Source organism: Frigoribacterium sp. AC512 (assembly GCF_979258295.1).
The window spans coordinates 1092539-1105054 of record NZ_OZ409850.1 but is presented as its reverse complement, the minus strand read 5'-3'; the positions used below and the strand labels follow the sequence as shown (position 1 = coordinate 1105054).

At 74.0% G+C, this 12516-nt stretch carries 11 protein-coding genes; 1 reads left to right on the top strand and 10 read right to left on the bottom strand.

What is annotated here, in order from left to right; all coding sequences use genetic code 11:
* Window position 1: 1 nt before the first annotated feature.
* The 8 genes from ACZZ97_RS05010 to ACZZ97_RS04975 form a co-directional block, all read right to left on the bottom strand.
* Entirely contained in the window at window positions 2-1081 is a 1080-nt protein-coding gene (locus ACZZ97_RS05010; RefSeq protein ID WP_314102165.1) for a methionine ABC transporter ATP-binding protein, read from the bottom strand.
* Between the two features lie 81 nt (window positions 1082-1162).
* Window positions 1163-2080, bottom strand: coding sequence for a MetQ/NlpA family ABC transporter substrate-binding protein (locus tag ACZZ97_RS05005; protein WP_314102164.1), 918 nt, complete (start codon window positions 2078-2080; stop codon window positions 1163-1165).
* 306 nt (window positions 2081-2386) lie between these two features.
* Window positions 2387-3535 (bottom strand): flavodoxin-dependent (E)-4-hydroxy-3-methylbut-2-enyl-diphosphate synthase, encoded by a 1149-nt coding sequence (gene ispG, locus ACZZ97_RS05000; protein ID WP_194612364.1) that lies wholly within the window; start codon window positions 3533-3535, stop codon window positions 2387-2389.
* Between the two features lie 101 nt (window positions 3536-3636).
* On the bottom strand, window positions 3637-4968 hold the full coding sequence (locus tag ACZZ97_RS04995) for a M50 family metallopeptidase (RefSeq protein ID WP_463472449.1): 1332 nt from the start codon (window positions 4966-4968) through the stop codon (window positions 3637-3639).
* A gap of 139 nt (window positions 4969-5107) precedes the next feature.
* Window positions 5108-6187: a 1-deoxy-D-xylulose-5-phosphate reductoisomerase gene (locus tag ACZZ97_RS04990; RefSeq protein ID WP_314103575.1), complete on the bottom strand. Its 1080-nt coding sequence runs from the start codon at window positions 6185-6187 to the stop codon at window positions 5108-5110.
* A gap of 44 nt (window positions 6188-6231) precedes the next feature.
* Complete coding sequence (locus tag ACZZ97_RS04985) at window positions 6232-7218, bottom strand: FKBP-type peptidyl-prolyl cis-trans isomerase (RefSeq protein WP_314103576.1); 987 nt, start codon at window positions 7216-7218, stop codon at window positions 6232-6234.
* A gap of 2 nt (window positions 7219-7220) precedes the next feature.
* Window positions 7221-7784 (bottom strand): FKBP-type peptidyl-prolyl cis-trans isomerase, encoded by a 564-nt coding sequence (locus ACZZ97_RS04980; RefSeq protein ID WP_463472448.1) that lies wholly within the window; start codon window positions 7782-7784, stop codon window positions 7221-7223.
* Window positions 7785-7924: 140 nt separating this feature from the next.
* The gene (locus tag ACZZ97_RS04975) at window positions 7925-8404 is read right to left on the bottom strand and encodes an OsmC family protein (protein WP_194612369.1); all 480 of its coding nucleotides are present in this window, start codon (window positions 8402-8404) and stop codon (window positions 7925-7927) included.
* A gap of 38 nt (window positions 8405-8442) precedes the next feature.
* Here ACZZ97_RS04975 and ACZZ97_RS04970 point away from each other — a divergent pair, with 38 nt between their 5' ends.
* Window positions 8443-9471: an asparaginase gene (locus tag ACZZ97_RS04970; RefSeq protein WP_463472447.1), complete on the top strand. Its 1029-nt coding sequence runs from the start codon at window positions 8443-8445 to the stop codon at window positions 9469-9471.
* Here ACZZ97_RS04970 and ACZZ97_RS04965 read toward each other — a convergent pair.
* Both ACZZ97_RS04965 and ACZZ97_RS04960 read right to left on the bottom strand, forming a co-directional pair.
* The gene (locus ACZZ97_RS04965; RefSeq protein WP_463472446.1) at window positions 9452-10369 is read right to left on the bottom strand and encodes a hypothetical protein; all 918 of its coding nucleotides are present in this window, start codon (window positions 10367-10369) and stop codon (window positions 9452-9454) included. The genes ACZZ97_RS04970 and ACZZ97_RS04965 overlap by 20 nt on opposite strands.
* A gap of 103 nt (window positions 10370-10472) precedes the next feature.
* On the bottom strand, window positions 10473-12512 hold the full coding sequence (locus tag ACZZ97_RS04960; RefSeq protein ID WP_463472445.1) for a zinc-ribbon domain-containing protein: 2040 nt from the start codon (window positions 12510-12512) through the stop codon (window positions 10473-10475).
* Window positions 12513-12516: the final 4 nt, after the last annotated feature.

The following is a 12516-nucleotide window of genomic DNA, read 5'->3' as shown; positions in this document are numbered from 1 at the left end:
GTCAGCGTGCCTCCGCGTCGTGGGCCGGCCGGTCGGGCGCGGCCTCGGTCGTGGGCGAGGCCGGGAGCTCGGTCGCGGCGGCCCCGAGCTCGGCGACGGCGTCCGAGACGTCGCCGTCGCCGCCCGTCAGGGCCAGGGTCAGGGTGCCGAAGGTGCGCCCGCCGATCTCGTCGATGCCGCCGAAGACGATCTCGAAGCGGACGTCATGGCGGGCGAGCACGCCGAAGACCTGCTGCTGGTCGACGCCGCCCTCGGACACGCGGACGGTCACGAGACGGCCGTCGTGGCGACGACGGAGCGCCGCGAGGTCGTCGCCCTGCGGCGACCCGGCGACGACGGTGGACACGAAGCGCCGCGTGGACGCCTCGCGCGGGGCCGAGAAGACCTCGAAGGTGCGCCCGATCTCGACGACCCGACCACGGTCCATCACGGCCACGCGGTCGGCGATCGACTTGATGACGTCCATCTCGTGCGTGATGACGACGATGGTGATGCCCAGCTCGGCGTTGACCCGCCGGAGCAGGGCCAGCACCTCCTGCGTGGTCTCGGGGTCGAGCGCGCTCGTCGCCTCGTCGGCGAGCAGCACGCCCGGCGACGTCGCGAGGGCGCGGGCGATCCCGACGCGCTGCTTCTGGCCGCCCGACAGCTGGTCCGGGCGTGCGTGGGCCTTGTCGGCCAGGCCGACGAAGTGCAGCAGCTCGCTGATCCGCCGCTGGTGGTCTGCCTTCGGCACGCCGGCCGCCTTGAGCGGGAACTCGACGTTGCCCCAGACCGTCTTCGACGAGAACAGGTTGAACTGCTGGAAGATCATGCCGATGCCGGCGCGCACCCCGCGCAGTTCGCGCTCGCGCAGCCCGGTCACGGGTCGGCCGTCGATCTCGATCCGGCCGCTCGTGGTCGGCTCGAGGGCGTTGATCAGGCGGACCAGCGTGCTCTTGCCGGCGCCGGAGTAGCCGATGATCCCGAAGATCTCGCCGTCGGCGATCTCGAGGCTGACGCCGTCGACGGCCGTCAGCGGTGCTGCGCCCTTCTCGCGGGGCGGATAGGTCTTGACGACGTCGGTCAGGGTGATGGCGGGCATGGTCTCCTCGTCACGGTCGGAAGGGCCCGACCCGCGCGCCGTCGTGGCGGGCGGGTCGGACCCGGGCGGGGGCAGGCGGCGTCAGCCGTTCTGCTCCACGAGCTCCTTCGTCTGCTCGAGCGACTCGCGCAGGTCGGCGACGGGCACCTTCGTGGTGAGGGCCGTGCCGCCCGAGTTCTCGACGACGCCGTCGGTGACGGCCTTCGTGTCCTGGTAGATCCGGACGAGCTCCTGGTACGTCTCGTCGTCCGCGTCGCCCTCGCGAGCGGCGAAGACGTTGACGTAGGGCAGCGACGCCGGGTCCTTCGGGTCGTCCGTCGCGATGATCGTGTCGGGCGAGAGCCCCGCCTTGGTGGCGTACTCGTTGTTGATGATCGCGCCGTCGAAGTCCGGCAACGACGTCGCGGCGAGGTCGGCCGCGACGGGCGAGACCGTGACCGTCGAGGCCTCGGTGTCGATGTCGTCGAGGCCGGAGAAGATGTCCCCGCCGCCCTTCAGCTCGATCAGGCCGTTCGACTGCAGCACGAGCAGCGAGCGGGCGAGGTTGCTCGCGTCGTCGGGCACGGCGACGGTGTCGCCCTTGCTGAACTGGTCGAGCGAGGTGTGCTCCTGCGAGTAGAGGGGCAGCGGGTAGATCGCCGTGGAGCCGATCGGCACGAGGTCCGCGTCGGCCGACACGTCGTACTGGGCCAGGTAGACGATGTGCTGGAACTGGTTGAGGTCGAGCTCGTCCTCGGTCAGAGCCGGGTTCGGCTGCTCGTAGTTGGCGAAGTCGACGATCTCGACGTCGATGCCCTCGTCGGCGGCGGCCTGCGTGAAGGTGGCCCAGTACGGGTCGCTCGCGCCGACGACCCCGATGCGCACGGCGTCTCCGCCGCGGTTCGCGACGGCGATGCCGACGCCCACGGCGGCGAGCACGACGACGGCCGCCACGACGATCGCGATCAGCCGGCCGCGCTTCTTCTTCGGGGCCTCGATCAGGGGTGTTGCCTCGGACATGACGTTCCTCTCAGACGGTGCGACGCACGTCGCCGGCTGCTGCTGCCGGCACCACGACCGTGCGTCCGTCCATCGTGAACGGCGGGGCGGCTCGGGTCACAATCGGCGCGTCACACGGCGACACACCGGCTCTGCGAGCAGGCACGGGAACGGGCGCGGCGACGGTGCGGGAGGCCGCGGGACCCGAGCGCCGACGCGGCACGTCAGGGCGGCGGCAGGCTGCGACGCAGAGGAGGCGCGGTGCGGCCGGAGCCTGCACCGCGCCTCCTCGGGGCGGTCGGGTCGGTGGCCGACCCGCGATCGGCCCTAGACCGTCAGGACCTGGGGCGAGCCGACCTCGCCCGGGGGCATCTCGGCCGCGAGGCGGTTCGCCTCGTCGATCAGCGTCTGGACGATCTCGGACTCGGGCACGGTCTTGATGACCTCGCCCTTGACGAAGATCTGGCCCTTGCCGTTGCCGGACGCGACGCCGAGGTCGGCCTCGCGGGCCTCGCCCGGACCGTTCACGACGCAGCCCATGACCGCGACGCGGAGCGGGACCGTCATGCCCTCGAGGCCGTCGGTGACGTCGTTCGCGAGCTTGTACACGTCGACCTGCGCACGACCGCAGCTGGGGCAGCTGACGATCTCGAGCTTGCGCTCGCGCAGGTTCAGCGACTGGAGGATCTGCAGGCCGACCTTGACCTCCTGCGCAGGAGGCGCGCTGAGGCTCACGCGGATGGTGTCGCCGATGCCCTCGCCGAGCAGGATGCCGAAGGCCGTGGCCGACTTGATGGTGCCCTGGAACTCGGGGCCGGCCTCGGTCACGCCGAGGTGCAGGGGCCAGTCGCCTCGCTCCGCGAGCTGACGGTAGGCCTTGACCATGATGACCGGGTCGTTGTGCTTGACCGAGATCTTGAAGTCGTGGAAGTCGTGCTCCTCGAAGAGGGAGGCCTCCCACACCGCGGACTCGACCAGCGCCTCCGGCGTCGCCTTGCCGTACTTCTGCAGCAGGCTGGGCTCGAGCGACCCGGCGTTCACGCCGATGCGGATCGAGACGCCGGCGGCCTTGGCGGCGGCGGCGATCTTGCCGACCTGGTCGTCGAACTTGCGGATGTTGCCGGGGTTGACGCGCACTGCGGCGCAGCCGGCGTCGATCGCCTGGAACACGTAGTTCGGCTGGAAGTGGATGTCGGCGATCACCGGGATCTGGCTCTTCTTCGCGATGATCGGCAGCGTCTCCGCGTCGTCGCGAGTGGGCACGGCGACGCGCACGATGTCGCAGCCCGAGGCGGTGAGCTCGGCGATCTGCTGGAGCGTCGCGTTGATGTTCGTGGTGGGCGTGGTGGTCATCGATTGGACGCTCACGGGAGCGTCGCCTCCGACGAGGACCTTGCCGACCTTGATCTGCCGCGACTTGCGTCGCGGGGCAAGGGTTTCGGGGACCTTCGGCATTCCGAGATTGACTGCAGGCACGTGGTCGATCGTAGACCCGTGCGCTGGGCGCGCGATGTCGGAGGCGAGGACGCCCGGCGGGCCAGCAGGTCAGGACGTCCGCGGGCCGGCTGCGGAGCGGGTCAGCGGATCAGCGAGATCGGGTTCACGATGTCGGCGTAGGCGAGCAGCAGCCCCATGCCGCCGAGGACGATCACGACCGCGAACGTGAGCGGGATGACCTTCGCCGTGTCGACGGGCCCCGGGTCGGGACGGCGGAACAGCTTGGCGAAGCCCCGACGGATCGCCTCGATCAGCGCGCCCGCGACGTGGCCGCCGTCGAGGGGCATCAGCGGCACGAGGTTGAAGACGAACAGCGCGACGTTGAGGCTCGCGAGCAGGCTCACGAGGAACGCCGCCCGGTCGATGAACGGCACGGTGTCGAGGCTGACCACCTCGCCCGCCATCCGACCGACCCCGACGACGCTGACGGGGCCGTTCGCGTCGCGCTCTCCCCCGCCGAACGCGGCCTGGGCGACGGCGACCATGCGCTGCGGCAGGTGCACGATGACGTTCGCGACGTGCCCGATGTTCGTGCCGACGGTCGGCAGCACGGCCGTGACCGGCTGCTGCACCGTCACCGTCGCGAAGCCGATGCCGACGAAGCCGACCTCCTGGGTGACCGGGGCGCCGTCGTCGCCCACGACGGGCACGCCCGCCGAGTCGACCACCTGGCGTGCGGAGAGCGCCGGGGTGACCTCGAGCGTCTGCTCGCTGCCGTCGCGCTCGACCACGACGCTGAGCGTCTGGTCGGGGGCCGCGCGGAACGCACTCGTCACCTGGTCGCCGTCCGCCATCGCCACGCCGTCGATCGACACGATGCGGTCGCCGTTCTCCATGCCGGCCGCGAAGGCGGGCGCCGCCGTCGCGTCGGCCGGGCACTCGGTCTCGGTCGACCCGGCGGGCAGCACGCACTGGTTGACGAGGCCGACGGTGGTGCTCGACTGCGCCGTGCCGAAGCCGCAGAGCAGGATCGTGAAGAGCACGATCGCGATGAGCAGGTTCATCGTCGGCCCGCCGAGCATGATGATGATCCGCTTGTAGACGGGCAGCCGGTAGAAGGTGCGGTGCTCGTCGCCCTGGTCGATCGTGTCGGCGCTGGCGGTGCGCGCGTCCTGCACGAGGGTCTGGAAGAAGCCCGTGCTCGCCGTCCGGCCCTTCTGGCCCTCGCGCGCCGGCGGGTACATGCCCGACATCGAGATGTAGCCGCCGAGCGGCAGGGCCTTGACGCCGTACTCGGTCTCGCCGCGACGACGGGAGAAGACCGTCGGCCCGAAGCCGATCATGTACTGGCCGACCTTCACGCCGAACTTCTTCGCCGGCACGAGGTGCCCGATCTCGTGCAGCGCGATCGAGACGGCGAGCCCGATGACGATCACGACGATGCCGAGCAGGTAGAGCAGGACGGTTTCCACCGGGCAAGGGTAGCCGTCCGAGACGGGGAGCCGGCCCCGCACCGGCCATGGCGACGCTGTGAGGGTCCGGGGCCCGCGCCTCCTCGGCTCGGCCGTGTGCCCGGCGCCCGCTCGGCGGGACGGGCCGGGGCGGGAGAAGCTAGCTGCGGGCGAGCAGCGCGTCGGCCGCCTCACGGGCCCAGCGCTCGGCCTCGAGCACGCCCTCGAGGGTGCTCGGCCCCGCCGTGTGCCGGTCGACGACCTCGCGCACGGTGTCGAGGATGCCCAGGTAGCCGACCCTGCCGTCGTGGAACGCGTGGACGGCCTGCTCGTTCGCCGCATTGAACACCGCGGGCCAGGTGGCGCCCGCCCGCCCGACCTGCTTGGCGAGCAGCACGGACGGGAACGCCTCGTCGTCGAGCGGCTCGAAGGTCCAGGTGGAGGCGGTGGTCCAGTCGAGGGGCACGCCGACGCCCGGCACGCGGTGGGGCCAGGCCATCCCGAGCGAGATCGGCAGTCGCATGTCGGGCGGCGACGCCTGGGCGATCGTGGACCCGTCGACGAACTCGACCATCGAGTGCACGATCGACTGCGGGTGGACGGTGACGTCGATGTCGTCGTAGTCGACGTCGAAGAGCAGGTGCGCCTCGATCACCTCGAGCCCCTTGTTGACGAGCGTCGACGAGTTCGTCGTGACGACGCGGCCCATGTCCCACGTGGGGTGCGCGAGCGCCTCGGCCGGGGTGACGTCGGCGAGGGAGGCGCGCGTGCGGCCACGGAAGGGCCCGCCGGAGGCGGTGAGCACGAGACGACGGACCTCGCCGCGGTCGCCGGAGCGGAGCGCCTGCGCGATGGCGGAGTGCTCGGAGTCGACCGGCACGATCTGCCCGGGTGCCGCGCGCTCGCGCACGAGGTCGCCGCCGACGATCAGGCTCTCCTTGTTGGCCAGCGCCAGCGTGGCGCCCGAGTCGAGCACGGCGAGCGTCGGCGCGAGGCCGACGCTGCCCGTGATCCCGTTCACGACGACGTCGGCCTCGACGTCGGAGACGAGCGCCACCGACTCGTCGGTGCCGAGGGCAGTGTGCTCGACGCCGAAGCGGGCTGCCTGCTCCGCGAGCTGGGCGGCGTCCGAGCCGGCCGACAGCCCGACGACGGTGAAGAGATCGGGGTGGGCGGCGACCACGTCGAGCGCCTGCACGCCGATGGAGCCGGTGGAGCCGAGGAGGATGACGCGACGCATGCGGTCAGCCTAGGGGCGCGCGCGGCGCCGTGCGGAGGCGCCGCTCAGGCCACGGCGAGGACGTCGATGACGAAGACGAGCGTGTCGCCGCCCTCGATGCCCGCGCTCGGCTGTCCGCCGTCGCCGTAGCCCTCGGCGGGCGGGACGACGACGAGCACCTGCGAGCCGACGGTCTGGCCGATCATCGCCGCGGCGAAGCCCGGGACGACCTGGGCGGTCGAGAACGGGGTCGGGGTGCCCTTGCCCCAGCTCTCGTCGAAGACCTTCCCGTCGCGCCAGTTGACGCCCTGGTACTGGACGGTGACGTTGGCGGGATCGGGGACGACCTCGCCGTCGCCCTTCTTCAGCACCTCGACCTGCAGCTCGGCCGGCGGGTCGGCGTCGGGGATCGTCACCGTCGGACGGCCGTCGTCGGCGAGCGTCACCTCCGGGAAGCCCGGCTGCGCGGGCTGGTCGACGCCGGTCGCGCGCGTCGGCACGATCGAGAACGTGTCGACGACGATCACGGCCGCCGCGTTCGGCGGCGCGGTGCCCGTCTGGGCCGGCTGCATGTCGGCCGCGCTGGCGACCGTGACCGAACGCGAGCCGGCCTGGTTGCAGAGCAGCGCGGCCTCCAGCCCGGGCACGTAGTAGTCGGCGCTGATGGTGAGCTGCTCGCCGCTGCCGCGCTCGTAGCCGGCGGAGCTCAGCTCGGCGCCGGTCGTGGCGTCGAAGACCGTCACGGCCACCTGCACGACGTCGCCCGACTTCGTCTCCGGCCCCGTGCCCTGCGACACCACGGCCCGCTGGCTCGTCGCCGCCCCGAGGGGGCCGGCCAACGCGATGCCGGGCTTCTGCCCCACCTCGCCCGACACCTCGACCGAGTCCGCCTCGGCGCCGCCGCCCAGGCAGGCGGTCGCGGCAGGGCTGGCACCGGGCGTGGTGGCCGACGGCTCGGGCGCCGCGTCGTCCGTGCAGCCGACGAGGGCGACCGCGAGGAGCGGCACCCCGACCAGGCCGAGGAGGCGCGCGCGGCGACCGACGGCGGTCACGGTCAGTTCGCGGCCAGGATGTCGATCACGAAGACGAGCGTGTCGTCGCCCGCGATGCCTGCCCGCGGAGCGCCTGCCTCGCCGTAGCCCTCGGCCGGCGGGATGACGACGACGGTCTGCGAGCCGACGGTCTGGCCGACGATGCCCGCGGCGAAGCCGGGGATGACCTGGCCGGTGCCGAACGTGGTCGGCTCGCCGCGCTTCCAGCTCTCGTCGAAGACCGTGCCGTCCTTCCAGAGCGAGCCCTGGTACTGGACGGTGACCTGGGCGCCGTCCTCGACGACGGGGCCGTCGCCCTTGATCAGCGTCTCGACCTGGAGCTCGGTCGGCGCCTCCGTGCCGGGGAGCGTGACGGTCGGGCGGCCGTCGGAGTCGAGCTCGACCGTCGGGAATCCGGCCTGCGGCTCCTGCGCCTCGCCGCTCGCGCGGGTGGGCACGTCGGAGGGGGCGCTCGACGAGGAGGACGGGGCGGAGGTCGCGGTGTCGCCGGTGCTGGCCTCGGAGGCGCAGGAGGCGAGGCCCAGCACGAGGACGGGGACGGCGAGCAGGGAGAGGGAGCGGCGCATGGGAGTCTCTCGGTCGAGGGGCGGGGACGGCGCGGAGCCGGGACGGCACGGAGCCGCCCGGGTCGCGAGGCGCCGGGTCAGGTCATTCTGCCCCACGCCGCCGCAGGGCCCGCTGAACGGCCGAGGCACGTCGACCCGGTTCAGGAGGCTGCGGCCACCAGGGTCGTGGGCTCGTGGCCGACGGGGAACGCGACCGACGCGGCGATGAAGCACTTGCGGGCGGCCTCGGCGTGCAGCGTGCCCGCGAGCTCGACCATCGACGCGTCCGCCACGGTGACGACGGGCCGCAGCGTGGCCGACGTGAAGCGACCTCCCCCGTCGGCGGTCTGCGTCATGGAGCCCTCGGCCGAGTCCCGGTAGGCGACCACGACCACGCCCGCGGACGCCGCGACGTGCAGGTAGCTGAGGAGGTGGCACTCGGCCAGGGCGGCGAGGAGCAGCTCCTCCGGGTTCCAGCGATCGGCGTCGCCGTGGAAGGTGCGGTCGGCCGACCCCTGGATGTCGTGCAGCTTGCCGGCGGCGGACACGGTGGCGTCGCGGCCGTAGCTGCGGTACGACGTCGTTCCGACGCCCCGGTCGCCCGTCCAGGCGAGGTCGACGGCGTAGTGGTGGTCGAGCACGGGATCCTCCTCGGCGGGGCGTCGATACACTCCCCATCATGACCCACCTGAGCGCCTCCGCCGGCGACCCGCGCCGTCCCCTCACCGCCGACGGGAGCGTCGAGCTCGCCGTCCTCGTCCGTTCGGGCCTCGAGGAGAGCCGCCACCTCGGCGCCGGGGTCGTCGTCGATCCGGACGGAGCCGTGCTGCGCTCGGTCGGCGACGTCGGGGCCTCGATCTACCCCCGCTCCTGCCTCAAGCCGCTGCAGGCGCTCACCGTGCTGCGCGCCGGCGTCGACCTCCAGGGACCGCAGGCGGTGCTCTCGACCGCCAGCCACGCAGGCACCCCCGCCCACCTCGAGGTCGTCGAGGCGATGCTCGCGCGCGGCGACCACGACGAGCACGACCTGCTCTGTCCCGCCGACTGGCCCGGCGACCGCCGCAGCGCCCGCCTGCTCGACGAGCCCCGTCGCGCGGCCATGAACTGCTCGGGCAAGCACGCCGCCTTCCTCCTCGCCTGCGACCAGCAGGGCTGGGACGCGGCGACCTACACCGCGATCGACCACCCCCTCCAGGCAGCCGTGCGCGAGACCGTCGCCGAGTTCACCGGCGAGGTCGTCGACCACGCCGGGACCGACGGCTGCGGCGCTCCCGTGTTCGCCACGACGGTCACCGGCCTCGCGCGGGCCGTCGGCCGGGTGGCCGGGTCGGCCGGCGACGTCCGCGACGACCGAGACCCCGACGCGGCGCACCTCGTCCGCTCGGTGCTCGCCGACGCCTGGGCGATCGACGGCCCGGGACGGGACAACACGGTCACGATCGACGAGCTCGGCGTGTTCGCCAAGCTCGGGGCCGAAGGCGTCATGGTGATGGGGACCACCGGCGGCGTCGGGGTCGCGGTCAAGGTGCTCGACGGGAACGTCCGCGCCGGCACCCTCGTCGCCCTGCACCTCCTCGTCGAGCAGGGCGTCGTGGAACAGGCCGCTGCCGACCGCGTCACCTCCGCGACCCTCGAGAAGGTGCTCGGCGGGGGCGTCCCCGTCGGCTCGCTCCGACTCAGCGGGGCGCTCACGACCCCTCAGGCGTGACCCGCTGACGGCTCCGTCCGTCAGGGGCGTCGGGGGCGTCGAGCACCGACGTCCACGCCGGCGTGACGGGCACCGAGCAGGCCGTGCCGTCGCGACGGACGACGGCCACGGCACCGTGGCTCGAGATCTCGACGACGCAGGCTGCGGACGACCCTGGGCCACCGCCTCCTCCGCCCTGCCCTGACCGAGCCTCGGCAGCTCGGCTCTCGGCGGCGCCGTGTCCGTCGGCCTCCGTCGGCTGCCAGGTCACGAGGCCGTCCGGAGCGCCCCGGTGCCGTAGCTGGGCGCGGTAGCCGCCCGCGAGGGACCGGGCCAGCAGCTCCGGGCCCCGTACGTGCACCCCGCCGGCGGCGTCGACGCAGAGCGGACCGTCGGGCAGCTCGGCGACGCGCCGTCGGAGCGCCTCGGTGCGGGCGTGGCGCACGACGGCGGCGCCGGTGTCGCCCACGAGGACGATCCCGCTGTCGACCCGGCCGCTGCCGAGCACGACGAGCGAGCGCACGCCGACGACCGGTGCAGCCTCACCTCGACGGAGCCGCTCCACGAGGTCGGCCGAGGTCGGCCAGAGGTGCCGCAGGGAGCGACGACGCGAGTCGATCCGGGCGTCGCAGACCGCCTCGGTCTCGTCGAGGGCCGCGGACCACCGGTCTCGGGCGGCGCGGGCCGCCTGTCGCCCGACGAGGCCCACGAGGCCCTGGGCCGAGGCCACCGACGCCCCGGCCACGAGGACGGCGAGGAGGTCGAGATCGCCCCGGGCCGCGCCCGCACCCCCGACCGCCAGGCCCGCGACCGAGACGGCAGCGACGGACAGGGCCCGACGCGACGGCTCGGGCGACGGGGACGGCAGCACGACGACGCCGGGCGAGGAGGAGGTGGTCGCGGTGTCGGGGACGGTCACGAGGCCAGCCCACCACGGCGATCCGGCGGCGTGGCAGCTGTCCCCTGGCCCGAGGTCGGACCTCGGCTCGGAGAGCGGCCTGGGGAGGGATCAGCTCAGGAGATCAGCTCACGATGAAGAACTGCTCGCCGATCTCGACGCGCGTGCCGCGGGCCACGCGCACGCGCGTGCCCGGCTCGACACGTCGCGCGGGCTGCTCGTGGGGACGCACGACGGTGCCGTTGCCCGACCACCGGTCGCTCACCCAGAGGGCCCCGAGCTCCTGCCCGAACTCGAGGTGGGTCTTCGAGACGGACTTGCCCGGGTCGGCGATGCGGACCAGGTGGTCGAACCGCTCCCCCGGCTGCGGCGTCGGTGCCCGTCCGAGCAGGCCGGACCCGTCGACGGTGACGCTCTCGCCCGTGCTGAACTGGAAGAGGTACTCGGTGCCGACGGGGCCCCTCCTCACGAGACGGGTCTCGTCGACGTCGTCGTCCGTGACCAGGCGGGAGCGGGCGTCGCCGGCGAGGAGCCCCGACAAGGCCGACGCCGGTGCCGCCGTCGGCATGGGCGGCAGGTCGGGGAGACCGGGGGCGCCGCCCCCTCCGGGCGCTCCTGCCCAGCGGCCGGGGACCGCCCCGGGCTGGACCGGCGGCTCGGACGTCGGAGCGGTCGGCCGGGCGGCCTGTCGCTCGGGCGGCAGCTCGGCACGGGGCTCGTCGACGACCGGAGTCGCCTCGCCGCCCGCGTCGACGACGTCCTCAGGATCGGGTGCGGGTGCCGGTGCCGGTGCCGCAACGCTGGGACGCCACTCGGGCGGCAGCGGAGCGACCGGTCCGGTGAAGGACAGCGCCACCGACTGCACGACGGCCCCGCACTCGGGGCAGAAGATGTCGTCCTCGTCGAGCAGCGCGCCGCAGTGCGTGCAGTGCTCGACGACCTTCTGCTGACCGGGCTCGACAAGGGGGACCGGGTCGCCGTCCGGCACCGGCGCGACAGCCGGGGAGGCGCCGGGGACGGCCCGAGGCAGCGGGGCCACCGGGGCCGTGTCGCCGGCCACGGCGTCGGGAGCGGGAGCCGGTTCCCGGAGGGGCACCGGCAGCACGGGGCCGACCGCGGACGGCTGCCCGGGCTCGGATGCGCCGGGACCGGAGTGCGGTGCCGTCTCGGGCTCGGGCTCGACGGCGTCCTCGCTGTCGTCGGCCCCGGGGACGGACCCCGCAGGGTCGGTCGGTCCCGGCGTCCCGTCCGGCGCCGTCGGGGTCTCGGTCGTTCCCGGGGCGGAGCTGTCGTGCCCGTCAGCCGGATCGTCCAGGTCGGCCGCAGCCGAGGAGCGGACGACTGCGCCGCCCTCGGGACGGGCGGCGTCGTGCCGACCGCCGGCGGGTCGCCCGGCCTCCTGGCCGGCTGCCTCGTCTGCGACGCCGTCGTCCGCCGGGCGGGCTACGGGGGGCGTCTCGTCGTGCGGGGCCGGGGCCTGGCCGTCGTCCTCGGAGGGCAGCCGGGAGAACGAGGCCGTCCACAGGGGGGCCGACGTCGGTCGCGGACCGTTGTCGGCGTACGGCGTCGGCGTCCGCAGAGGCGCGGGCGCAGGCGCAGGCGACGGAGCGGCTGCCGGGGCCACGGACTCCTCAGGCAGAGGTGCCGGTGCCGCCGGCCGCGTGACCTCGGACGGCGACTCGGTCGCGGGCTCGGCGCGCGACGGATCGTCCTGTCGCGCACGGGCTGCCGCTTCACGGTCGACGAGGGGAGCATCCGCACCGGTGGTCGCGACCGACCGGGCCGGGACGATCCACGCGGGAGGCGCCTCCTCGGCTCCGGCCTCGACCGTGCGCTGCCCGCCCCCTGCGCGCTCGTCCCCACGATCCTGGTCGGGGGCAGCCTCGTCGGCTGCAGCCCCGGCGGGCGCCCGGTCGACCTGCTCCTGCTCGACGCGGCGGTCTCGGACCCACCAGGGCGCGTCGCCCGACGTCGTGGGCCGCGGCGGCTGGCGCAGCTGCCACGCCGGCGGCTCGGCCTGCCCGCCCGTTCCTGAGCCCGCGCCCGCGCCCTCGTCGCGACGTGCGGCCGCCGCAGCGACGTCGGCGCTCGTGACGGCACGACCGCACACTCCGCAGAACATGGCGCCGACGGGCAGCGGGCTGTCGCAGGTGGGGCAGTGCATCGGG

Excerpts from the sequence above, each read along its gene's own strand:
- ACZZ97_RS05010 (WP_314102165.1), bottom strand. The coding sequence starts at position 1,081 with ATGCCCGCCATCACCCTGACCGACGTCGTCAAGACCTATCCGCCCCGC.
- ACZZ97_RS04990 (WP_314103575.1), bottom strand. The coding sequence starts at position 6,187 with ATGCGTCGCGTCATCCTCCTCGGCTCCACCGGCTCCATCGGCGTGCAG.
- ACZZ97_RS05005 (WP_314102164.1), bottom strand. The coding sequence starts at position 2,080 with ATGTCCGAGGCAACACCCCTGATCGAGGCCCCGAAGAAGAAGCGCGGC.
- ACZZ97_RS04960 (WP_463472445.1), bottom strand. The coding sequence starts at position 12,512 with ATGCACTGCCCCACCTGCGACAGCCCGCTGCCCGTCGGCGCCATGTTC.
- ACZZ97_RS04970 (WP_463472447.1), top strand. The coding sequence starts at position 8,443 with ATGACCCACCTGAGCGCCTCCGCCGGCGACCCGCGCCGTCCCCTCACC.
- ACZZ97_RS04980 (WP_463472448.1), bottom strand. The coding sequence starts at position 7,784 with ATGCGCCGCTCCCTCTCCCTGCTCGCCGTCCCCGTCCTCGTGCTGGGC.